Consider the following 21,362-nt stretch of genomic DNA (forward strand, 5'->3'; position numbering starts at 1 on the left):
TACAGCGGACGAAGACGAACAAGCCGACCGTCCCTCAGAGGTCGACGCGATCGAACCGGAACAGTGCGATCGCGATCGGAACGACGATCCAGAGCAGCAGGATGACAAAGGAGAACCAGTTCTCGAGGTAGAACGGGAGCCCGTCCGGGAAGTAGTACTCGGGGTAGGACGTTCCCAGGTTGCTCCCGCCGGCCGAACTGAGGACGGTGATCGCGTTCTGGAAGGCGTTGCCCGGATCGATCATGTCGACGAACAGCGCCCAGTCGGGCAGCCGCTCGGCCGATATCTGCTGCGTAGAGCCGTCGGGGAGGGTGGCCTCACGCGTATAGGTGACGCCCGAGATCGTTCCCCGGTTCATCAGCAACTGCAGCGCGCTCTGAATCGCGTTCCAGACGAGGTAAAACAGCAGGAAGATGCCGGCCATGGCGGCACCAGCCAGGGTCGTCGAGCGCGTCATCGACGACAGGGACACGGCGATGCTCGTGTACGCGAGCCCGTAGATGATCGCCATCGCGAGCAGGCTCACGTAGTCGACGACGTCGAACCCGCCCAGTATCACCGCGACGACGACTGCAGCGAGCGCGAACCCGATCGCCAGCGAGATCGAGAGCACGGCCGAGCGACCCAGCAGTTTGCCGAGCAGCACGTCCTTGCGCGAGTGAGGCAGCGAGAGCAGGATCTTGATACTCCCCGTCTCGCGCTCGCCGGCGATCGACTTCCAGCCCAGCACGATCGCGATCAACGGGATGACCAGCCGCGTGATCTGACTGACGAACAAGATGAGCGCCTCCGTCGTCGCGCCGGCCTGTGCGATTTCGTCACCGAAGTACGAAATTGCGCCCGTGACCGCGACCAGCAGGGTGAAAAAGAAGATGCTGAGCCCCCAGAACATCCACGAGCGGATCGAGTCCTGGAAGTCTTTCTTCGCGATTGCGCGGACGCTCTCGAGGTTGATCGAACTCGAGGCGGTGCCGGGCGACGGTGTCCCGGCGCGCGTGTCGGTCCCCGTCCCGGCTCCGGAGCCAGTATCGGCGCTCATCGCGCTTCCACCTCCGAGCCCGTCGTGTACGAGCGGAAGACGTCCTCGAGCGAGGCTTCTCGCGTCGAGAAGTCCTGGACGTCGATGCCGCGGTCCTCGAGTTCGCCGAGAACGGCCGTTTTCGAGCCGTCGCCCTGGACCTGAACGGTGATCGTCGGCGGGTCCTCACCTTCCACCACGACGTTCGAAACGTCGGGCAGCGAGCGCACTGCCTGCAGGGCCTCGTCGTCGAGCTGGTCGACGGTAACCCGCAGCGAGGTGCCGCCGCCGACCGAGTCGCGCAGCCCCTCGACGGAGTCGACGGCGACCATCTCGCCGTCCCGGAGGATGCCGACGCGGTCGCAGACGGCTTCGACCTGCTCCATGATGTGACTCGAGAAGAAGACCGTCGCGCCGCGGGCGTTCTCCTCGCGGACGATATCGCGCATTTCGCGGGCCCCGTTCGGGTCGAGACCGGTGGAGGGTTCGTCTAAGATCAGGAGGTCCGGCTCGCCGACCAGCGCCATGGCGAGCATGAGCCGCTGGGACATCCCCTTGGAGTAGCCGCCGGCCTTCTTGTCGATCGCGTCGAGGAGGCCGACCCGCTCGAGGAGGGCTTCGGGGTCGTCGTCGGCCCCTTTGGACTCGATGGCGAACTCGAGGTGCTGGCGGGCCGTCAGGCGGTCGTAGGTCTCGACGCCCTCGGGGAGGACGCCGGTCCGCGCGCGGATCTCGCGGCTGTTGGCCTGGGCGTTCATGCCCAGCACCTCGACCCGCCCGGCGGTCGGCCGGATGAAATCGAGGATGACGTTGATCGTCGTCGACTTGCCGGCGCCGTTGGGACCGAGGAAGCCGAACACCTCGCCCTCGCGGACCTCGAAGGAGAGATCCTCGAGCGCAAGGGTTGCTCCCTCTCCCTGACCGTAGGATTTGGTCAGGGAATCGACTGTAATAGCGGGCATGGCTGAGTAGTCAGCCCGTTTGCCGAAAAGGGTTGCCACTTGCAGCGACTAATATACCGGTCGATCGGGCGCGGAAAAACCGCCAGCACGCGCCCAAACTGACGATCAGCTACTTACGTCGGTTAGATCGGATCGTCGGGATCGTACTGTTCGGCGGTCCGCTCGGCCTCCCGGGCGTAGCGCTCGCGGGTCGCCTCGTCGGTCACCGACTCGAGTTCCGATTCGGGAATCTCGGTGGCAGCGGTGATCTGCGAGCCGGTCCGCAGCGAGGTCGTCGACCGTTCCCACTGCTGGTAGCGAGCGCCGTCGCGGGTCGCGTAGACGATCGTGACGAAGTTGCGGTCGCCGAACTCGCGCTCGACGAGCCAGCACCGGACCGCGTCGTCCGCCTCGTCGCCGTTATCCGTCGACGCCGTATCGTCGCCGTCCGTCGCGTCCGTCGAATCGGTCATGCACGCCCGTTCGCCCCCCATCCTCGAGAATGTACCGCGTCCGGACGGCATTTCGCATACGGCGAATCGGCCCGGACGTACTTGGGCCTCGACCGCGCAGACGAAACCGAGACGAACACACGATGGCCTGGAGCGACCACGTCGATCAGTTGCTGTACGACGGCGAACGAAAGCAGCGCCGACTCGAGTTCGCGGACGCGACGGTCGTCGTCACGACCCACCGAGTGCTCGTGTTCGCCGAGGACGACGGCGGCGTCGCCTCGCCGTCGGCGGAGTCCGAGATGGGCGCCGCGTACCGCGCCATCGACCGGCCGAACGTCCGCGGCGTGACCGTCGAAACCGGCGGATCGACGAGCTACCTGCTTCGGGCCCTCGGGCCGGGACTGCTCGGCGGCGGCCTGGTCGCGGTCGGAACCTTCCTCGAGGCGACCGAACTCGTCCCCGGCCTCAACGGGGCCGACAGCGCGGACGGGCCGGGCGCCGCGACCGATGTCACGAACGGGGTGTTCGACGCCGTCGAAACCGTGCTCTCGGCCGTCGAACTCGCGACGGTGCTGCTCGGCGCGCTCGCGCTCGCCGCCGCCGTCTGCTACCTCGCGCTGTACCTCCGCTCGCGGTCGCGCCGGATCGCGCTCCGGATCAGCGGCGGCGAGGACGTCCAACTGCCGATCACCGACGCGGACATCGAGGCCGGCATCGTCAGCGAACTCGAGGCGGCGATTCAACCGGGGACGGACGCGGAAGACGCTGATCCCATCACCGTCCCGTCGGCCGACTCTCTCGAGGAACGGGACGCCGGCGGCCGCGGCGTCGACGGACCGGCCGATCTCGAGCCCGGCGCGCGCGAGGACGGGTTCGGACCGGGCGGCGACCCCGATGAGTCAGGCTGAAACGCGCTGACGCCCTAGGGCCGCCGATGAACGCCGAGGGGGTTCGCGACCGCGCGCGATCGCTGCCGCGAGAGCCCGGAGTCTACCAGTTTCGGGAGGACGAGACGACGCTGTACGTCGGGAAGGCCGTCGACCTCCGGAGCCGGGTCGGCTCCTACGCCGACCCGCGCAGCGCCCGCATTCGGCGGATGGTCGAGCGCGCCGACGGCATCGAGATCGCCGTCACCGACACCGAGACCCAGGCCCTGTTGCTCGAGGCGAACCTGATCAAGCGCCACCAGCCACGCTACAACGTCCGGCTGAAGGACGACAAATCGTACCCGATGGTCCAGTTGACGGACCACGAGGCCCCGCAGATCGAAATTACGCGGGACCCCGACGAGTCCGCGACCGTCTTCGGCCCCTACACGAACAAGGGGCAGGTCGAGACCGTCGTGAAGGCGCTGCGCGAGACCTACGGCGTCCGCGGCTGTTCCGACCACAAGTACAGCAACCGCGACCGACCCTGTCTCGACTACGAGATGGGGCTCTGTACCGCGCCCTGCACCCGCGAGATCGACCTCGAGAGCTACGGCGAAGACGTCACCGCCGTCGAGCGGTTCCTCGAGGGCGAGACGGGCATCCTCGCGGACCCGCTGCGCCGCGAGATGGAGGCCGCCGCCGCAGACCAGAACTTCGAGCGCGCCGCTAACCTGCGGGACCGCCTCGAGACGGTGCGGGCGTTCCACGGCGAGGGCGGCGAGGCCGTCCAGTCGGTCGGCGACGAGCGCGCGGTCGACGTGCTCGGCGTCGCCATCGAGGGCGAGGACGCGACCGTCGCCCGCCTGCGCGCCGAGGACGGGAAGCTGGTCGATCGGGAACGCCACACGCTCGAGGCGCCCGGTTCGACGGATATCGACGGGCCCGCGGATGACGGCGAGGGCGGCGTCCCCGCCGTCCTCGCGGCCTTCATCGTCCAGTACTACGCCGAGCGCCGCCTGCCCGACGCGATCTTGCTCCCCGAGCGCCACGGCGACGAGGAGGTCGCCGCCTGGCTCGAGGCCGAGGGCGTCTCGGTGCGCGTCCCCGGCGCCGGCCGCGAGGCGAAACTGGTCGACCTCGCGCTGAAGAACGCCCGCCGGAACGTCGGCCGCCGCGACGAGTGCGGGATGCTCGCGGACGCCCTCGAGATCGACTCGGCCCGCCGCATCGAGGGGTTCGACGTGAGCCACGCCCAGGGGAAATCGGCGGTCGGCAGCGACGTCACCTTCGTCGACGGCAGCGCCGAGAAGGCGGATTACAGGCGGAAGAAGCTCACCGACCAGAACGACGACTACGACAACATGCGCGCGCTGCTCGAGTGGCGCGCCAGCCGGGCCGTCGAGGACCGCGACGACCGGCCCGACCCCGACCTCCTGCTGATCGACGGCGGCCAGGGGCAACTCGAGGCCGCCCGGGACGCGCTCGCGGCGGTCGGCTGGGACGTGCCGGCGGTCGCGCTCGCGAAGGCCGAGGAGCGCGTGATTACGCCCGACCGGGAGTTCTCGTGGCCCGACGACGCACCCCACCTTCACCTCCTCCAGCGGGTCCGCGACGAGGCCCACCGCTTCGCGGTGCAGTACCACCAGACCGTCCGCGACGAGGTCAAGACCGTGCTGGACGACGTCGAAGGCGTCGGCCCCGAAACCAGAAAGCGCCTGCTGGGTCGGTTCGGCAGCGTCGAGAACGTCCGCGAGGCGAGCCTCGAGGACCTCCGGAGCGTCCCCGGCGTCGGGGAGAAGACGGCGGAGACGATCAAGTCGCGACTCGAAGGGTAGGCGACGCGACGGGTCCGAAGAGTGTCACGGTCGCGTGACGGAAATCACTTAATCCGGCTCGTTGGAAGGACGGGTATGACAGACGTGTGGAGCCGACGACACCTTCTCGCGGTCGCCGGAACGGTCGCGGCCGCCGGTTGCCTCGACGCGATCGGTTCGGGTGCATCGAGCGACGAAACGGAGAATTCGACCGACGGAACCGATGGAACTGACGGGACTGGCGGCGAGGAATCCGAGTCGACGAGCGGCGACGGCGATAGCGGCGGAAACGAATCGTCCGACGAAAACGGGACCGAAACCGACGGCGACGGCGAATCGTCCATCCACGGAGACTACGACTACGAAACGACCGAGGTGGCGGTCGTCACGCCCGAGGGCGACGAACTCGGGTCGGTGACGGCAGCGATCGCCGACACGAGCGAACTCCGCTACCTCGGGCTGAGCGACACCGAGGAGCTCCCCGAGGACCGCGGCATGCTGTTCGTCTACGAGTCCGTCGAGGAGCGCACCTTCGTCATGCGGGAGATGGACTTCGGCATCGATATCATCTACGCCGACGCCGGTGGCGAGATTACCAGCATCCACCACGCGCCCGCACCAGAACCGGGCGAAGACGGCGAGTCCGAAGCGCACCAGTATCCCGGCGAGGGACAGTACGTCCTCGAAGTCGCCTACGAGTGGACGACCGAGCGCGACGTCAGCGAGGGCGACGTGCTCGAGTTCGACCTGGACCAGTAATCGCGGCCGCCGCCCGACAGTCGGACAGTTGCGAGCGCAAGGACAGGGCTATCCGCGCGTCCGTCCCAATGTCACCGTATGTCAAACGACGACGACCTCGAGGATCTGCTCGACGAACTCGACACCCAGGGCGACCTCGAGACGTCACAACAGCAACTGCGACTCCGCACCGAGAGCCGACGCTACGACAAGCCGGTGACGATCGTCGAAGGGTTCGACCTGCCGAAGTCCGAAATCGAGGACGTCGCCTCCGACCTGAAGAGTTCGCTCGGGACGGGCGGGACGGTCACCGAAGGCCACATCGAGTTGCAGGGCGATCACCGCGACCGCGTGCCCGACCTGCTTCGCGATCGCGGATTCGACGTTCGCGAGTAGCGACCCGCGGAGTGATTCGGCGGAAGGGGAACGTATCGGCCATCCGACGGGGTGTTAGCACTTTATCGGCCGCCGGTGTAGCCCGCCGTATGACACCATCCGAGATCGAGATCCGTCCCGCGACGCTCGAAGACCGCGAGCAGATCAGGGCCGTCGCCCGCGACACCTGGCACGACACCTACGACGAACTCGACGCCGACACCGTCGACGAAACGATCGACGAGTGGTACGGCGACGACGCCCTCGAGATGGCACTCTCGAAGGCCGGGACCGCGTTCCTCGTCGCTGAAACGGACGGCGAGGTCGTGGGCTTCACCCACGGCGTCGTCACCGAAGACGAAGGTGACGTCCTCCGCATGGCCGTCCATCCAGACTACCAGAACGAAGGGATCGGGACCGCGCTGCACGAGCGACTCTGCGAAGACCTGCAGGACTTCAACATGGAGCGGATGCGCGCGATCGACCTCGCCTCGAACGAGGGCGGCCGCGAGTTCTACGAACGGCAAGGGTTCGAACGAACTGGCGAAGGGACCGTCGAGATCGGCGACGAGCAGCGACGTGAAGTCGTGTACACGCTCGAGTTGTAGGGTACGACACCGACTACGACAGGAGCGGATATATTGACCGCGATAGATGTCGGTCAAAAACAATATTATGGACCAGTTCGAACGGGGTAGACATGACAGCAGGGCAGTTATTACGCTGGCCGGTCGACGTCCTCGTCCGCCCCTCCGATTTCGTTCGGGTCGATCCGGATCAAGAACCCGCGAATAGGGTCGATGCAATCATCGACGCCGTTCGACTCGTGGCCGTGTACTTCGCGAATCTCCTCCTGTACACGGCTCCACTCGCGCTCGCCGGTTACGGTGTCCGGAACAGCACGACCGCTCCGCCGGCCGTCAGCACCGTCCTCGAACCGATCGTCGGTAACCCCGATACGGTCTGGCAGTTCGGGACGGCGCTGCTCGCGAACGGTATCTTCCTCCTGCTCGCAACGGTGCTCACGCTCGTCACGTTCCATATTGGGACGGTTCTCGCCGGGAGTTCGAACGGCATCGTTCAATCGCTGCGTGCGGTGAGCTATTCCACGGGGATCTATCTGGCAGTGATGTTCTCGATCGTCGTCTCCGTGTCGACGGAGTCAGGGTTCAAAACCGCTGAAGGACTGCTGCTCTGGCTGCAGGCGTCGTTCATCCAGTTTTTCATCGATTTCGTCGGCGCCGATCTGGTCCCACCGGTCGAGGCGAGCCGACCCGAACTGTCCGCGATCGCGACCGTCGAGCAGGCACTGCTGACGGTTCTGTTACTCTCGGGGATGTACTTCCTGTACGTGCTATACGCAGGAGCACGAACCTCGCACGACGCAACGCGAATCCAGGCCTTATGTGCGACGGCGTTCGTACTCGCTTCGCCCGCGCTGTACGTTCTCGGGGCGATCTACCTCACGATCGGCGTATGACGAACTGTAATCGCAAAGACAATTCTGAGGGAGATACCGACGATCGCGGTGGTGATGCGGTGGACGAGACCGGCGTCACCGACGGGAGCGACATCGACACTACCGAGGCCACTACCGGTGCAGAGACGGCCACCGAGGTGCAGAGAGGACTGTCAGGCGAAGCGTCGACCGACTCGAGTGCGACCCCGGACGACGAGCCGCCGACTCGAGACCGAACGGTCACGATGTCGTACGACGAAGGGACGACGACCACGCAATCGGACGCGGCTGCGGGATCAACCGGGACGATCCGCTACGAGACGACGCCGATGCTCCGGCCCGTGTTGCTGTTGCTGAGTTCGGTGTTACTGTGCGGGACGGTCGCCCTGGCGATCCCTATGTTCCGGCCGGACCTCTTCGGAGATCCAGTCATCGCCGAAATCGTCCAGTATGCGATCGCCGTGCTCGTGACGGTGACGGTCGTTCGGTTTTCGGTCCAGCTCGTCGTGCTGTGGCGAACGCGGTACGAGATCCGGGATGATGCGCTGATCCGACGGTATAACCTCGCGTACAAACGAACGGTTCGAAAGATTCCGGTTAGTAAGCTTCGCGGACACGAGTTCACGCAGAGCCGCTATCAGGCATCCCTAGGCGTTGGCACGATTCGACTGCTGACGGCAGGCACTAATCGCAGTCTCGGCTTTCTCGCCTTCGAACACCTCAGAGAACCCGAAGTCGTACAAGCGCACATTCAACGGCTTCTCGCCGAGCAAGCACAGAACCGGGACCGACTCTCGAGCGACAGCTAAACCGACACCTCAGCCGTCGTCGTCGGTGACGTCGATCTCGAGCACGGCCTCACCGTCGTCGCGGGTCGGAACGGGAGCCGTATCGATGGTGCCCCGTTCGTCGATGGAAACAGTGACGGTCGTTGTCGTCTCGAGGAGCGAGTAGCCGTGCAGTTCGAGCGTCTCGGCTTCGGCGAGTACTTCCGAATCGGGGACAGCGACGACTGTTTGCTCCTCCTCAGTGCCGAGCCATCGTCCCTGCGTGCCGTCGAACGTTTCTAATCGCGCATCAGTGATGGGCTCCGGCGGATAGGCACCGCTGATGAACGCGAGCGACGAGCCATTTCCGACTTCGTACTCCGCAATCACGGTGTCGCCGCGGCGACACTGAACGAGGAAGCAGGCATAAGCGAGGTGCCGAGTATCGGATGCACTGGCGGCGTGTGTCGCCGGGACGAACGTGGTGTCCCAATCAAGCGTCAGCGTGCGACCGAGAACAGTGAGAGTACCGGTCCAACGAGCAAGGCGCTCACCGTCCTCGTTCTCAACGACCACGGCAAGGTTGTGTTCGCCCGGCTCCGTTGGCGTGATCGTAGTCTCGATGGTCGCATTCGATTCGGCCTCGAGAGCGAGAGATTTCTGTGTAACGGGTTGGTTGTCGACAGTGACGACGGCCGAAACCTCGCGAGTGCTGGACTGCTCGTTCGCGTTGTTAATCCGCCACCGGAGGCCGACGTCATCGTGGATGGACGCTGTTGGCGGAACGTCGACCGCGTCGATTTTTGGGTCGATCGACGAGGACGTTTCGGATGCGAATCGCATACACCCGGCTGTTCCGGCCAGCAGGAGCGGTGTTCCGATCACGACCCGACGTCTGTTCCAGTCACCGCGGCCGCCCATAGATACTACTAACATTCCTAACACGATCTCTTATAACCGTTGACTCGTCCCGTCTACGTCAGTGACGATAAGGGAACGTGCCTGACCATTGAGACCGCCCGAGGTTGACCACACTCCCGATGACTACCCATAGAACATTCTTTATTTCTATAATGATTGGAGTACTAGATACACACCGAAATCGATGCCAATCCCTGAACGGTTCCCCATCCTTGCTCTCCTTCTTGTCACCGTCGTCGGTGCGGGAGTAGCGGGTCCCATCCCGGTCGATAGTGTCGCGACCGATAGCGAACCAACACTCGGCGACACCCAGAGCACAGTTGCGTCGACACAGGATATGAGAATACGATCAGCGGTTCAGGAACCAGCGATGGCGCGGGTCGAACCACAGGTGCGGTCGCCAGTGCCCGCGACCGACAAACGAATCCGGTCAACTGCTGCGTTCGGCCCTGTTAAGAACGAATCGGATGGTGAGAACGGATCGACGACCGACAGCGGAAACGAATCGTCGTTCGATAGCGAAAACGAAACGGCCACCGGTTCTGCTGAGAACGAGACGAAAACGGCTCCGACTGCGACGTTCGAGGCGCCGAAAACTGCCAGTACCGGAGAAACAGTATCGTTCAACGCTTCCGAATCCGATCCGGGCGTCGACGACGAAATCGGCGCCTACGTCTGGGAGATCAACGGCCCTGACACGCAAGACGAGGTTATCACCTGGGAGCCGACGCTCGAGTACACTTTCGACGAACCCGGGACGACAGATGTCGTCCTCGAGGTCTTGACGGAAGCGAATCACCGTGCAGAGACGACGGCGACGATCGAGATCGTCGATCGGTCCCCGACGGTTATCGGTCGACTCGCCGGTACCGACGACGAGGGACTCTCACAGACGGTACAGCTTCGCGAGGACGGGGAGGTAGTCGCAGAAAACGTAACGCGCGATGATGGCTCATTTACTCTCTCAACCGACGAGTCTGGAACGTACGAAATCGTCGCCGTGAACCCGACCCTCGTCGGGAACAGCTCCGAACCTGATAGCGGCCCCGCCGATTATGTCGATCTCTACGCTATCGATACTGTCCGATTCCACGAGAACGACGAGACCATCGACGTCGGAACGCATATCCTTCCCGACCCACACGTACTCGAGACCGTCGTCGTCGGAAATCAGTCCGAAACCGCGGCCGAAGACGCTACGGTGACGTATACGCACAGCAGCAACGGTGCGATAGTCACGTTCGAAACGACGACCGACGCGGACGGGCGTCCGATTCCGGAATCGGATCGGCCACTTACTGTCGCCGGTGACGTCGTCATCGAAGTCGAACCGCCTGACGACGGATTCGTTCCGCGGACGCAGATCGAAACGATAACCGTCGACAAGACGACGAACCACACGGTACGACTCCCCGAAGTGATCAACGTCTCGCTCGAGGCGGCGCCGGATCCCGTACCGGTCGGCGAGAACGTGACGGTAACCGTCGCTAACTCGAATCGCCCGGTCGAGTCGGTATCGTGGACAATCGGCGAACAGGAGCGAAACCACACCGCTGGCCGGCGAGAGTCTCCCTCGCTTGAGATTCCAATTACCGACCTGAAGAATCTCACTGCAAGCGCACTAGTGCGCGGGACGGCCGGCACTGAAACGAACGTCTCCACGACGATCGACGTCATCGAGCCGGATCGTACGCTCGATATCAAGCGACCGGATCGGATCCGAACTCACGAGTCGTTCGTCGTTACCGCGGTTCAGACCGCCGATAGCGACGCGAATTTACCCCGCCTTGAGACGTACGCGTGGGAACTTCGCGATAGTGATGAGACGATCGCAACAAAACGGACGAACGAGTCGACAGCCGAGTTCACGGTCGAAGCGTTAGGCGAGTACACGCTCGCGGTCGAGGCTCGAGATGAGTTTGGACTAACGGAAACAACCACAGTAGCGGTCGATGCCGACGTAACGCCCTCGTGGGCGACGAACCGATCCTCGTACTTCGAACTCGACGACGTCGAGGCCCCCGCCGACGTTGCGCCGGGCGGGACGGTGCCAGTCACTGTAACGACGACGAACACCGGCGAGGTTCCCGACCTCGTCGACGTCACCGTCGACACGGAATCCGGTGACGTCGAGCGAACGCGTCTCGAACTCGGCACCGGGGAAACCGAGTCGGTTACGCTCGAGCACGCCGCTCCGAACGCAACGGGCGAGTACAGACTCGTCGTGGCCACGGAGGACAATCGTGCGACGGTGCCCTATACCGTAAGTCGCAACGCGAGCGAGACAGCGACATCCGCACGGTCGGCGTCCGCCGCCTCGGACGAGCCGCGGGAACTCGAGCTGTTGCCGGTGCCGTCGGTGGGGACAGACGTTCACATCGGTTCAAAATCGGCAGGCTGGACGATACTCCACGACGCTGTTCTCACGAGCAGCGTTCTGGCGATTCTGCTCGGATTCGGGCTCGTTGGCTATGCGATCTATACGCAACCCGACCGGAATCGAAACGACCGCTCCGCTTCACCATTATCGGTCGATACCGCAGACAACGAGTCCAAGCCGGGCGAAGAGCGCCCGTAACGCGACCGGAATTCGGCGCACAATTCACCAGTATTACAGATAGCGATAGCTATTTACTGTGTGACGCTCAACACATTTTTAGAGATGTCTAATCCTCGGTTTAGGAGTGTAGTAATTAGAGGTGCGTCGATATGAACGATCTACTGACGGTCCTCCTCGAGTCGCTGCGGGACGGCTACGTCCAGGTGAGCGCGTTCGTCGCGGTGACGGTGCTTGCGTTCGGCCTGATTCAGTACCGGACCGACGGCGCGTTACTCGCGGCGATCGAGGACAACGAGCGGCTGCAAGTGCTGTTCGGCGGGCTGCTCGGGCTGACGCCGGGCTGTGGCGGCGCGATCATCGTCATGCCGCTGTACGTCCGCGGGACGGTCAGCTTCGGGACCGTCGTCGCGACCCTTGGGGCGACCGCGGGCGACTCCGCGTTCGTGATCCTCGCACTCGCGCCCGAAGCCGCGCTGTACGCCTACGCCATCGCCTTCGCGGCCTCGGTCGCGACCGGCTACCTCGTGGACTCGGTCGGGCTGGGCGTCTCGCGGGTCGACGCCGCCGTGGCTCGCCTCTCGCCCAATGCGACGCCCGACGGCGGCACAGTCGTCAACGGCGGCGTCGGGCCGAACCCCGCCCACGACTACTGCGGGCCGGCGCCGACCCACGCCCACGAGACCGGGCCCGATCGGCACTCTCGAGTGCTGACGCCGCTGTCTCACCTCGCACACGTCCTGTGGTGGGTCGCCGCCGTCGCGGGACTCGTCCTCGGATCGGTGTACCTGTTCCGGGGCGGTCCCGAAGTCCCGCTTACGGCCGGCCTCGGCTTCGACGGCCTGTTCACTGTCGTCGGGATCGTCGGTGCCCTGCTATCGCTCTACCTCTACGTCGTCGGCCGCCACTACGTCGGCGAAGGCGAGATCGCGCGGGCTCGAGACTCCTTCAAATCGGTCTACGACACGCTCACCCACGCGGCGATGGAGACGAGTTTCGTCACTGTCTGGGTGCTCGTGGCCTTCCTCGTCTACGAGTACGCCGTCCTCCTCACCGGGCTGAACGTCGCCGCGCTGGCCTCGACCGCTGGCGTCCTCGCGCCGATGGGCGCCGCGGTCGTCGGCCTCATTCCGGGCTGCGGCCCGCAGATTCTGCTGGCGAGCGTCTACGCCGAAGGCGGGCTCCCGTTCTCCGCGCTGACCGCCAACGCGATCGCCCAGGACGGCGACGCGCTGTTCCCGCTGCTGGCCGTCGACGCGAAGGCGGCCGTCGTCGCCTCGATCTACAACTTCCTGCCCGCGGTCGTCGTCGGCGTCGCGCTGCATCTGCTGTGGGCGCCCGTCTTCGGCATGGCTGAGTTCGGCTTCGGCGTACTCTGAATCGGCCGTTCTGCTCGGATTGTGTCGTTCTACCTTCGACGATTCGACGGCGCCGCCGATTCAACAGAAAAAGCGTCTATCGACTCCTGTCGGCGCTGGTCCTCTCGAGAGTGTCAGGGATCCTCGTCATCCGCGATCGTGATCGTTCCCTCGACAGTCTGCGCTTCGTTGAGGGCCACCTCGACTACGTACTCGCCCGGTTCGGACGGATTGTCGACGGCTGGATACTCGGCAACGATCACGTCGCCAGCCTCGAGCGCGTACTCGGCGTCGAGTTCGACGGTGAACGAGTAGTCGTTGTTGTTGACGCCGCTGACGTGGGTCTCGTTGAACTCGCGGTCGATCGACCCGTCGCCGTTCGTATCGACGCCGAGCGCGATTTCGTCGTGCTGGGCGCTTTCGACGGTGAAGTGCTCGCGCGGGTACGTCACCGACAGCGACTCCCACTCGCTTCCGGCGACCGATTCGTTCGCCTCGATTTGCACCGTCTGATTGGTGGCCGTGGCGTCGGTCGTCCGGTTCTGGGTGTCGACGGTGCCGTTACCGGCAACCTCGAGCGTTCCGTCGGCGTCGGACGACGGTGCGGCAGTCTCACCGCCGAATCCCGAACAGCCGGCGACCGATACGAGTGCCGCAAGCGCCACGACGAGTAGTAGTCGGCGCATCCGTCACCCGCTCGTGGCACCGGCGGTGAAAGTCTTCTGATCGAGTACGTTCCCGCGGTCCGCTCAGAACTCCTCGGTCGGCGGCGCGATCCCCTCGTCCTCGTCGCCGCCCTCGAGGTCGAACTCCTCGCGCACCTCGCGGATCCGGTCGCGGATGTCGGCCGCCAGTTCGAACTCGAGGTTGCTCGCGGCTTCCTGCATTTGCTGCTCGAGTTCGTCGATGTAGCGGGCGGCGTCGTCCTCGTCCTCGAGCGACTTGCCGGAGACCTCGGAGGTGTCGGTCTTGCTGCCGGGCAGGTTGGTCTCGCCGACCTCCTTCTCGATCGTGGTGGGTTCGAAGCCGTGTTCCTCGTTGAACTCCTGCTGGATCCGCCGGCGGCGGCGGGTCTCCTCGATGGCCGACTCCATGGCGTTCGAGGGGTCGTCGGCGTAGAGGACGACCTTCCCGTTGACGTTCCGCGCTGCACGACCCATCGTCTGGATCAGCGTCGTCTCGGAGCGCAGAAAGCCCTCCTGGTCGGCGTCCAATATTCCGACGAGCGAGACCTCTGGGATGTCCAGCCCCTCGCGCAGCAGGTTGATCCCCACGAGCACGTCGATCTCGCCCAGTCGCAGCGAGCGGATGATCTCGTGGCGCTCGAGGGTGTCGGTCTCGTCGTGCATGTAGGCGACGTCGACACCGGCCTCCTCGAGATACTCCGTGAGGTCCTCGGCCATGCGCTTGGTGAGGGTGGTGACCAGCGTCCGCTCGTCGCGCTCGATGCGCTCGTCGATGCGGTCCATCAGATCGTCGATCTGGCCCGTCGCGTCCGTGACCTCGATTTCGGGGTCGACGAGGTGGGTCGGTCGAACGATCTGCTCGGCGATCTGATCGCTGTGCTCGTACTCGTAGTCGCCCGGCGTCGCCGAGACGTAGAGGGTCTGATCGGTCTTCTCCTCGAACTCCTCGAAGGTGAGCGGTCGGTTGTCGTACGCGGTGGGGAGGCGGAAGCCGTTCTCCACCAGCGAGTCCTTGCGGGACTTGTCGCCGGCGTACTGGCCGCGGATCTGGGGCAGCGTCTGGTGGGACTCGTCGACCACCGTCAGGAAGTCGTCGGGGAAGTAGTCCAGCAGGGTGTAGGGTGCGTCGCCAGACTCGCGGTCCGAGAGGTAGACCGAGTAGTTCTCGATCCCCGAACAGTAGCCCGTCTCCTGCATCATCTCGAGGTCGAAGGTAGTGCGCTCCTCGATGCGCTGGGCGGCGATCATGTCGCCCTTGCGCTCGAAGTAGGAGATGCGCTTATCCAGGTCCTCGCGGATCTCGTCCATCGCCCGCTCGAGTTTCGTCTCCGGAATCGAGTAGTGCTCGGCCGGGTGGACGAGCACGGCCTGCTGGTCGCCCTTGGTTTCGCCCTCGAGAGGGTCGACCTTGACCATGCGGTCGATCTCGTCCCCCCAGAGTTCCACGCGGACGGCGTAGCGGCCGTACATCGGGTAGATCTCGACGGTGTCGCCCCGGACGCGGAAGGTGCCTTGGGTGAAGTCGACGTCGTTGCGCTCGTAGTTCAGGTCCACGAGCTGTTTCAGGAGTTCGTCGCGGCCGATCTCCTGGCCGACCTCGAGACGCAGGGACATGTCGACGTAGTTGCGCGGGTCGCCGAGGCCGTAGATGGCGGAGACGGAGGCGACGACGATGACGTCCTCGCGGGTGAGCAGCGAGCGCGTCGCGGAGTGGCGCAGGCGGTCGATCTCGTCGTTGATCGACGCGTCCTTGTCGATGTAGGTGTCGGTCTGCTCGACGTAGGCCTCGGGCTGGTAGTAGTCGTAGTAGGAGACGAAGTACTCGACGGCGTTGTTCGGAAACAGGTTCCGAAACTCCTCGTAGAGCTGGGCCGCGAGAGTTTTGTTATGTGCAATTACGAGCGTCGGCTTCTGAATCTCCTCGATCACCCACGAGACGGTGTTGGTCTTTCCCGAGCCCGTCACGCCGAGCAGGGTCTGCTTGTCCATTCCCTGCCGGAACCCGTCGGCGAGCTGTTCGATCGCTTCGGGCTGGTCGCCCGCAGGTTCGAACGGCGCGTCGACCTCGAACGGCCGGTCGACGTCGGGACGGTCCGGCTGGAGCGGGCCTCGAGACTCGGAGTCGCTCATTATCGGTGACAGGGGTTCGAGGTACTTTACGCGCTCGCATGTGGCGAACCCGGCCGTACAGCCGTCCCGTGTCGCGGCCGAGACCGTCCGCGCCGGAGCCGAAACCGTCGAAAAATCGATCGGGTCGCGAGACGTCGTCAGTCGTCGCTCGCACTCATCGCGCCGTCGACCGAAATCGCCGCCTCCAGACCGCGATCCGCGGCGTCAGCCGGCGGCTGAAGGTAGCCGATCGCGCTCGCGGTGTAGGCGGTGCCGGCCTCGACCGTCGCGTCGAACTCGGCGACGACCGTCTCCGCGTCGCCCGCCGGCCGGAGCGACAGCGAGTAGCTGCCGGCCGGCACGGCGAGGTAGTTCGTCGACTCGCCGAAGGAGAGGTTCGTAAACAGCGGTTCGCCGTCGGCGTAGACGTCCACCGCGGGTGCGTCCGGCGAGGCGTGGAATGCCCGCACCAGCGCCGAACCGGCGTCGGTGAGGACTTCGGGCCGGAACGTGCCCGCGCCGAGTTCGCCGATCGCCGCGACGGTGTAAAAGCCCGATCCGACGGTGACCTCGCCCTCGAACGCTTTCGTCTCCGGATCGCCGGCCGGCGTGATCGTCACCGTGTACGTGCCCGGCTCGACCTCGAGGTACGGCGAGATCTCGCCGTAGGGAACGTCCTCGAGGACGCGGGTCCAGTCGACGTAGACGTCGACGTTCGGCGCGTCCGGCGAGAAGTGCGCGACGCGAACCGCGGCGGCGGGGACGTCGGTCGCCTGCTCGTGCTCGTCACCGGCGGTCCCGCCTTTCTTCTGTTTCGATCGTTCGTCCGATTCGTGTTCGCCGGTCGCGAAGACTGTGCCGCTCGCTGCAGTCAATCCACCTGCGACGCCCAGCGATTTCAGGGCCGTCCGCCGTGATACTGGCATGGTGCGACCGAGTCGGAGGACCGGAGGCGAAAAGTTGTGTGTGTTAGTATCGGTGGTTGTTCCGTCGTTTCCCGCCGCCGAGCGCGGTGTAGCCTGCCGGTGACGAGCGAAGGCGAGCCGTAACTCGAGCGGTGAGACGAGAGCCCCGTTCGGTCTATCGGCGACACTGGGCGCTCCGAGCCGGTAGCGTCGTCGTATTCCGCCGTACGATACCCCTTCCGGCGGACGGCGTTCGTCACGTGGCGACTGCTCGCTCAATCGTTATGGGTCGCCTCGTAATGGGTTCAGCTATGACGGAACAACTGCAAGAAGCCCGAGACGACCTCGAGGAAGCGGCCAAATCGGCGGACGACGACGTGCGAGACGACATCCGCGAGACGACCGATGCGTTCGCCGACTACGTGATGGGCGACACCCAACCGGATCACGCGATCCTCGACGAGCGGCTCAACACGCTCCGGCAGGTCCGCGAGCGGGCCGACGGCAACACCAAGGACAAGGTCGAGTCGGCCATCGAGACCGTCGAGGACTACCGCGAACAGGTCGATCAGGCGTAGGCTTCTTTTTCTCGAGCGACGCGCTGCTCGAGTCGACTATCGACGGCTGAGACGACTGGTACGGCAAAAACGAGAGCAGACACTGAAAAGCGATCGGGAAGTCAGTACTCGCCCGGCGTCCGCTCGTTGACGTCGGCGTCCGCATCTGTCTCCGCGAGCAGTTCGCCGAACCCGTAGTGTTCGAGTTGATCGACGACCGCGGCGCGCTCGCTCTCGTCGACCGCCTCGAGGACCGTTCCGAGGACGGTCGTCGCCGCTTCTTCGCCGTGCAGTTCGGTGGTGTCCATGCGCTGGTCGATCCGGGAGACGAACTCCTCCTCGGAGAAGCGCTGGCCCGACTCGCCCTCCGTGAGGTGCTGGCTCAGATCACCTGGCAACTGCGCGGCCAAGTCCTCAGCTTCGTCCTCGCTCAGTCGCTCCCCGAGCGTCTGGAGAACCGCCCGGGTCGCGTCGTCGGCCGATTCCTCGTCCGCGTCGGCGGCGGCGCGGTCGCTCACCGTCTGGAGTAGCTCTGTTTGTTCCATGTGCGTAGCAAGGGCGACTCGGGCCCTCACGGTTCGGGCGGCAACTGCCGGGTGGCGGCCGACGAGCCTCGGCTAACTCCTGGCGCCCGGCCCGGTCTCCGGAATCGCCGCGCCGAACTCGAGTTCCTCGAGTCGCTCGCGCAGTCCCTCGGCCTCCTCGTCGCTGATGTGCTCGAGCATGGTTCCCACGACCGCCTGCGCGAGTACCTCCGGTTCGCTCGTATCGGCCCGGTCGGCGCGCTCGGTGATCCGCTCGAGGAACCCGTCGTAGTCGAGCCGCCGACCGGAGGCGCCCTCGACGAGGTGATCGCCGATCTCGGCGGGCAGTTCGCCGTCGATGCGCTGCAGGCGCGTCTCGTCTAACCGTTCGCCCAGCGCGGAGAGCACCGCCTGCGTGGCGTCGCGGGCGTCGGCTTCGTCGGCGAGGTTCGCCTCGTACTGGACGGAGCCGTAGAAGTCGTGGCGTTCCATGTCCCGGGCTTGGACGGAATCGTCCGTGGCGGTTGGGCCGGCGACTGCTGGCACGGACGAGCGGCGCCGTGCGGACCGGGTACGATTCCTCTCGAGCGATAGGGATCGCGCTCGAAATTGCGGTGGAAACGCGGGACGAAGGAGACGAGCGCGACGACCGGTCACTCGAGCCGGTTCAACACCGCGTCCTTCTCGTAGGACAGCGACAGCGACCGCGAGCGCCCGCGGCCGTCGACGTCCGTGTACTCGGCGTCGATCAGCCCCAATTGGTCGAGTTTGTTGACGATCTCCGAGTACCGCGTGTAGCCCAGATCGGTCCGCTCGTGGAACGCCTCGTAGATGTCCCCGGCCTGCTCGCCGTCGCGGTGGGCGATCACCTCGAGCAGCGCCCGCTCGGTGTCGGTCAGCCCCGAGAGGCTGCGCGCGAGGTTGATGTACTTGGACTTCTCGTAGGCTTCCTCGACGTCCTGGCGCTCGACGGTGCGGCTCGCGCGCATCTCGGCGTTCAGCCCGGCCCGACGCAGGAGGTCGATCCCGACGCGCAGGTCGCCGCTGTCGGCCGTGAGTTCGGCGACGTACTCGAGGGTGTCGCGGCCGATGACGCCGTCGTGGAACCCCCGTTTCACCCGCTCCTCGAGGATGTCGACAATTTCGGGCTGGTCGTAGACCGGGAAGTAGACGTCCTCGGGGCGGAAGACGCTCTGGACCCGCGAGTCGAGTTCGTCGATGACGTCCAAGGCGGGATCGGAGGAGACGACGACGACGCCGATCTTCGCGCCCGGGTACTCCTCGTGGGCCCGAAGCAGCGAGTACAGCGTGTCGGAGGCCTCGTTCTCGTAGAAGAGGTAGTTGACGTCGTCCAAGGCGACGACCAGCACCTTGTCCTCCTCGACGAGTTTCTCGGCGATCTGGCCGAACAGCTTCTTGAACGAGATCCCCGAGGAGGGCGGCTCGTAATCGAAGGTCCCCTCGAACAGTCTCGAGAACACCGAGTAGCGGGTCGCGTTGACCTGACAGTTGACGCGGATGGTGCGGACGTCGCTGGTCTGAGCGCCGACCTCGTCGAACAGCTTCTGGATGGCCGTCGTCTTGCCGGTGCCGGGCGGCCCGCGGACCATCACGTTCAGCGGTCGCGACCCGCGCACCGCCGGCCGGAGCGCGTACGTCAGGCTCTCGGTCTGGGCCTCGCGGTGCTTGAACGTCTCGGGGACGTAGTCGATTTCGAAGACGTGCTCGTCCCTGAACACGGATTCGTCCCACGACAACATCCCCTCCTCGGGGTCGTCTGCCATCACTTTCACCACGCTGTCGAAGCTACTTAGTTGTTCGTAGCGAAGACGCCATTACTCGCGCAGTTGCGGACGATTATCGAGTTCTGCTTCGTTCGACCGAGTCGGCTCGTTCACACAACGATGGCTTTCGAAAATCCATCAGAATAGCCAACATCTGCAAACGGATAATATTCCCTAGGTGAGTCGCACCTGTTCACGGGAAAACATTTTATTGCGTATTGTGGTTGGGAATCACTGGCACAATGCCAGAAGTAGCATTCGAGGTTGACGTCGACGCACCGCCAGACGACCAACCCGGCGCGAACCCGTTTAATCGATGGCATCCGGATATTCCCGCCGTCGTCGAGGCTGATCCCGGCGACACGATGCGACTCGAGGCGCTCGACTGGACGGGTGGCCAGATTCGGGACAACGATGACGCAAACGAGGTCCGGGATGTCGATCTATCGCAGGTCCACTACCTCGCCGGCCCGGTGGAAGTAAACGGCGCCGAGCCCGGCGATCTGCTGAAAGTCGAGTTCCTCGACATGGGGCCGCTCAACGACCGCGCGGAGTTCGGCTTCACCGGGACGTTCTCCCAGCAGAACGGCGGCGGCTTTCTGACGGATCACTTTCCGAACGCCGCCAAATCGATCTGGGACCTTGACGGCTACACCGTCTCGTCCCGGCACGTTCCCGACGTCCGCTACGAGGGCAAAATCCATCCGGGACTGGCCGGTTGCGCCCCGAGTCAGGAACTGCTCGAGGAGTGGAACGAGCGCGAACGGGAACTGATGGAGCGCCACGCGGAGGATCCCGACTCGATCCAGAACCACCCGACCGGTGAGGCGGAGCCGCCCGTAGCGAATCCGCCGACGACGGAGGGTGCACTGATGGGGGAGATGGACCCCGACGAAGCCGAGGAAGCCGCCGAAGAAGCCGCACGGACCGTCCCGCCGCGCGAACACGGCGGCAACCACGACATCAAGGATCTCTCGATCGGGTCGACGGTGTACTTCCCGGTCTACGTCGACGGCGCCAAGTTCGCCGTCGGCGACTTCCACGCCTCGCAGGGCGACGGCGAGATCACCTTCTGCGGGGCGATCGAGATGGCCGCCTACGTCGACGTGAAGTTCGACCTCGTCAAGGACGGGATGGACAAACTGGGCGTCGATCACCCGATCTTCGAGCCGGGCCACCGCGGCCCGACCTTCGAGGATTACGTCACGTTCTGCGGCTACTCGGTGACCGAGGACGGCGAGCAGCGCTACCTCGACTCCCACACGGCCTACCGGCGCGCCTCGCTGCAGGCGATCGACTACCTCAAACAGTTCGGCTACACCGGTCAGCAGGCGCTGCACATCCTCGGGACGGTCCCCGTCGAGGGACGCCAGAGCGGCGTCGTCGACGTGCCGAACGCGTGTTCGACGCTCGCGCTCCCGAAGGGCGTGTTCGACTTCGACGTCTCCCCGGAGACGCTCGGCAGCGACGAAGACCGCGGCGACGTCGTCGTCACGGACGATCCGCTCGGATGATCCGCGGAACC

At 65.0% G+C, this 21,362-nt stretch carries 21 protein-coding genes; 11 read left to right on the forward strand and 10 right to left on the reverse strand.

Annotated features, from left to right (window positions below; genetic code table 11):
- Positions 1-34 precede the first annotated feature (34 nt).
- The 3 genes from ATJ93_RS15510 to ATJ93_RS15520 form a co-directional block, all read right to left on the reverse strand.
- Positions 35-1,039, reverse strand: a complete 1,005-nt coding sequence (locus ATJ93_RS15510; protein ID WP_211334075.1) for an ABC transporter permease — start codon at positions 1,037-1,039, stop codon at positions 35-37.
- A complete protein-coding gene (locus ATJ93_RS15515) occupies positions 1,036-1,980 on the reverse strand; it encodes an ABC transporter ATP-binding protein (RefSeq protein ID WP_120245557.1) in 945 nt (314 codons plus the stop codon). The genes ATJ93_RS15510 and ATJ93_RS15515 overlap by 4 nt, the downstream gene beginning before the upstream one ends.
- Positions 1,981-2,102: 122 nt before the next feature.
- A complete protein-coding gene (locus tag ATJ93_RS15520; protein ID WP_245977599.1) occupies positions 2,103-2,432 on the reverse strand; it encodes a hypothetical protein in 330 nt (109 codons plus the stop codon).
- 122 nt (positions 2,433-2,554) lie between these two features.
- Here ATJ93_RS15520 and ATJ93_RS15525 point away from each other — a divergent pair, with 122 nt between their 5' ends.
- From ATJ93_RS15525 to ATJ93_RS15555, 7 genes are all read left to right on the forward strand, one after another.
- Positions 2,555-3,322 carry a hypothetical protein gene (locus ATJ93_RS15525; RefSeq protein ID WP_120245559.1) on the forward strand — a complete coding sequence of 256 codons (768 nt, stop codon included), beginning with the start codon at positions 2,555-2,557 and terminating at the stop codon, positions 3,320-3,322.
- A gap of 26 nt (positions 3,323-3,348) precedes the next feature.
- The gene (locus ATJ93_RS15530; RefSeq protein WP_120245560.1) at positions 3,349-5,118 is read left to right on the forward strand and encodes an excinuclease ABC subunit C; all 1,770 of its coding nucleotides are present in this window, start codon (positions 3,349-3,351) and stop codon (positions 5,116-5,118) included.
- A gap of 75 nt (positions 5,119-5,193) precedes the next feature.
- A complete protein-coding gene (locus ATJ93_RS15535; protein WP_120245561.1) occupies positions 5,194-5,856 on the forward strand; it encodes a DUF192 domain-containing protein in 663 nt (220 codons plus the stop codon).
- A gap of 78 nt (positions 5,857-5,934) precedes the next feature.
- Positions 5,935-6,231 (forward strand): SUI1 family translation initiation factor, encoded by a 297-nt coding sequence (locus ATJ93_RS15540; protein ID WP_120245562.1) that lies wholly within the window; start codon positions 5,935-5,937, stop codon positions 6,229-6,231.
- Positions 6,232-6,335: 104 nt separating this feature from the next.
- Complete coding sequence (locus tag ATJ93_RS15545; RefSeq protein WP_120246026.1) at positions 6,336-6,818, forward strand: GNAT family N-acetyltransferase; 483 nt, start codon at positions 6,336-6,338, stop codon at positions 6,816-6,818.
- A gap of 92 nt (positions 6,819-6,910) precedes the next feature.
- Positions 6,911-7,690 carry a hypothetical protein gene (locus tag ATJ93_RS15550; protein ID WP_120245563.1) on the forward strand — a complete coding sequence of 260 codons (780 nt, stop codon included), beginning with the start codon at positions 6,911-6,913 and terminating at the stop codon, positions 7,688-7,690.
- Positions 7,687-8,478 (forward strand): PH domain-containing protein, encoded by a 792-nt coding sequence (locus tag ATJ93_RS15555; RefSeq protein WP_170155590.1) that lies wholly within the window; start codon positions 7,687-7,689, stop codon positions 8,476-8,478. The genes ATJ93_RS15550 and ATJ93_RS15555 overlap by 4 nt, the downstream gene beginning before the upstream one ends.
- A 9-nt stretch (positions 8,479-8,487) precedes the next feature.
- Here the strand turns inward: ATJ93_RS15555 and ATJ93_RS15560 are convergent, their stop codons facing one another.
- Positions 8,488-9,279, reverse strand: a complete 792-nt coding sequence (locus ATJ93_RS15560; RefSeq protein WP_120245565.1) for a hypothetical protein — start codon at positions 9,277-9,279, stop codon at positions 8,488-8,490.
- Between the two features lie 415 nt (positions 9,280-9,694).
- Here ATJ93_RS15560 and ATJ93_RS15565 point away from each other — a divergent pair, with 415 nt between their 5' ends.
- Positions 9,695-11,935: a hypothetical protein gene (locus ATJ93_RS15565; protein ID WP_147376657.1), complete on the forward strand. Its 2,241-nt coding sequence runs from the start codon at positions 9,695-9,697 to the stop codon at positions 11,933-11,935.
- Positions 11,936-12,066: 131 nt separating this feature from the next.
- On the forward strand, positions 12,067-13,293 hold the full coding sequence (locus ATJ93_RS15570) for a putative manganese transporter (RefSeq protein WP_120245567.1): 1,227 nt from the start codon (positions 12,067-12,069) through the stop codon (positions 13,291-13,293).
- Between the two features lie 113 nt (positions 13,294-13,406).
- Here ATJ93_RS15570 and ATJ93_RS15575 read toward each other — a convergent pair whose 3' ends face one another.
- The 3 genes from ATJ93_RS15575 to ATJ93_RS15585 form a co-directional block, all read right to left on the reverse strand.
- Positions 13,407-13,958, reverse strand: a complete 552-nt coding sequence (locus tag ATJ93_RS15575) for a hypothetical protein (protein WP_120245568.1) — start codon at positions 13,956-13,958, stop codon at positions 13,407-13,409.
- Between the two features lie 63 nt (positions 13,959-14,021).
- Positions 14,022-16,088, reverse strand: coding sequence for an excinuclease ABC subunit UvrB (gene uvrB / locus ATJ93_RS15580; RefSeq protein ID WP_120245569.1), 2,067 nt, complete (start codon positions 16,086-16,088; stop codon positions 14,022-14,024).
- Between the two features lie 137 nt (positions 16,089-16,225).
- Positions 16,226-16,993 carry a DUF4397 domain-containing protein gene (locus ATJ93_RS15585; protein ID WP_170155591.1) on the reverse strand — a complete coding sequence of 256 codons (768 nt, stop codon included), beginning with the start codon at positions 16,991-16,993 and terminating at the stop codon, positions 16,226-16,228.
- A gap of 290 nt (positions 16,994-17,283) precedes the next feature.
- On the opposite strand from ATJ93_RS15585, the gene ATJ93_RS15590 reads away from it, so the two are divergent.
- On the forward strand, positions 17,284-17,550 hold the full coding sequence (locus ATJ93_RS15590; RefSeq protein ID WP_120245570.1) for a DUF7553 family protein: 267 nt from the start codon (positions 17,284-17,286) through the stop codon (positions 17,548-17,550).
- Between the two features lie 101 nt (positions 17,551-17,651).
- On the opposite strand, the gene ATJ93_RS15595 is transcribed toward ATJ93_RS15590, so the two are convergent.
- The 3 genes from ATJ93_RS15595 to ATJ93_RS15605 all read right to left on the reverse strand — a co-directional run bounded on the left by ATJ93_RS15595 (position 17,652) and on the right by ATJ93_RS15605 (position 19,837).
- Complete coding sequence (locus tag ATJ93_RS15595) at positions 17,652-18,074, reverse strand: DUF2267 domain-containing protein (RefSeq protein ID WP_120245571.1); 423 nt, start codon at positions 18,072-18,074, stop codon at positions 17,652-17,654.
- Between the two features lie 72 nt (positions 18,075-18,146).
- Positions 18,147-18,545 (reverse strand): DUF2267 domain-containing protein, encoded by a 399-nt coding sequence (locus ATJ93_RS15600; protein ID WP_120245572.1) that lies wholly within the window; start codon positions 18,543-18,545, stop codon positions 18,147-18,149.
- Between the two features lie 161 nt (positions 18,546-18,706).
- Entirely contained in the window at positions 18,707-19,837 is a 1,131-nt protein-coding gene (locus tag ATJ93_RS15605; protein WP_120245573.1) for an ORC1-type DNA replication protein, read from the reverse strand.
- Between the two features lie 242 nt (positions 19,838-20,079).
- On the opposite strand from ATJ93_RS15605, the gene fmdA reads away from it, so the two are divergent.
- Complete coding sequence (gene fmdA, locus ATJ93_RS15610; RefSeq protein ID WP_120245574.1) at positions 20,080-21,351, forward strand: formamidase; 1,272 nt, start codon at positions 20,080-20,082, stop codon at positions 21,349-21,351.
- The last annotated feature ends 11 nt before the right edge of the window (positions 21,352-21,362 follow it).

Source organism: Halopiger aswanensis, from assembly GCF_003610195.1.
GTDB classification, from domain to species: Archaea; Halobacteriota; Halobacteria; order Halobacteriales; family Natrialbaceae; genus Halopiger; species Halopiger aswanensis.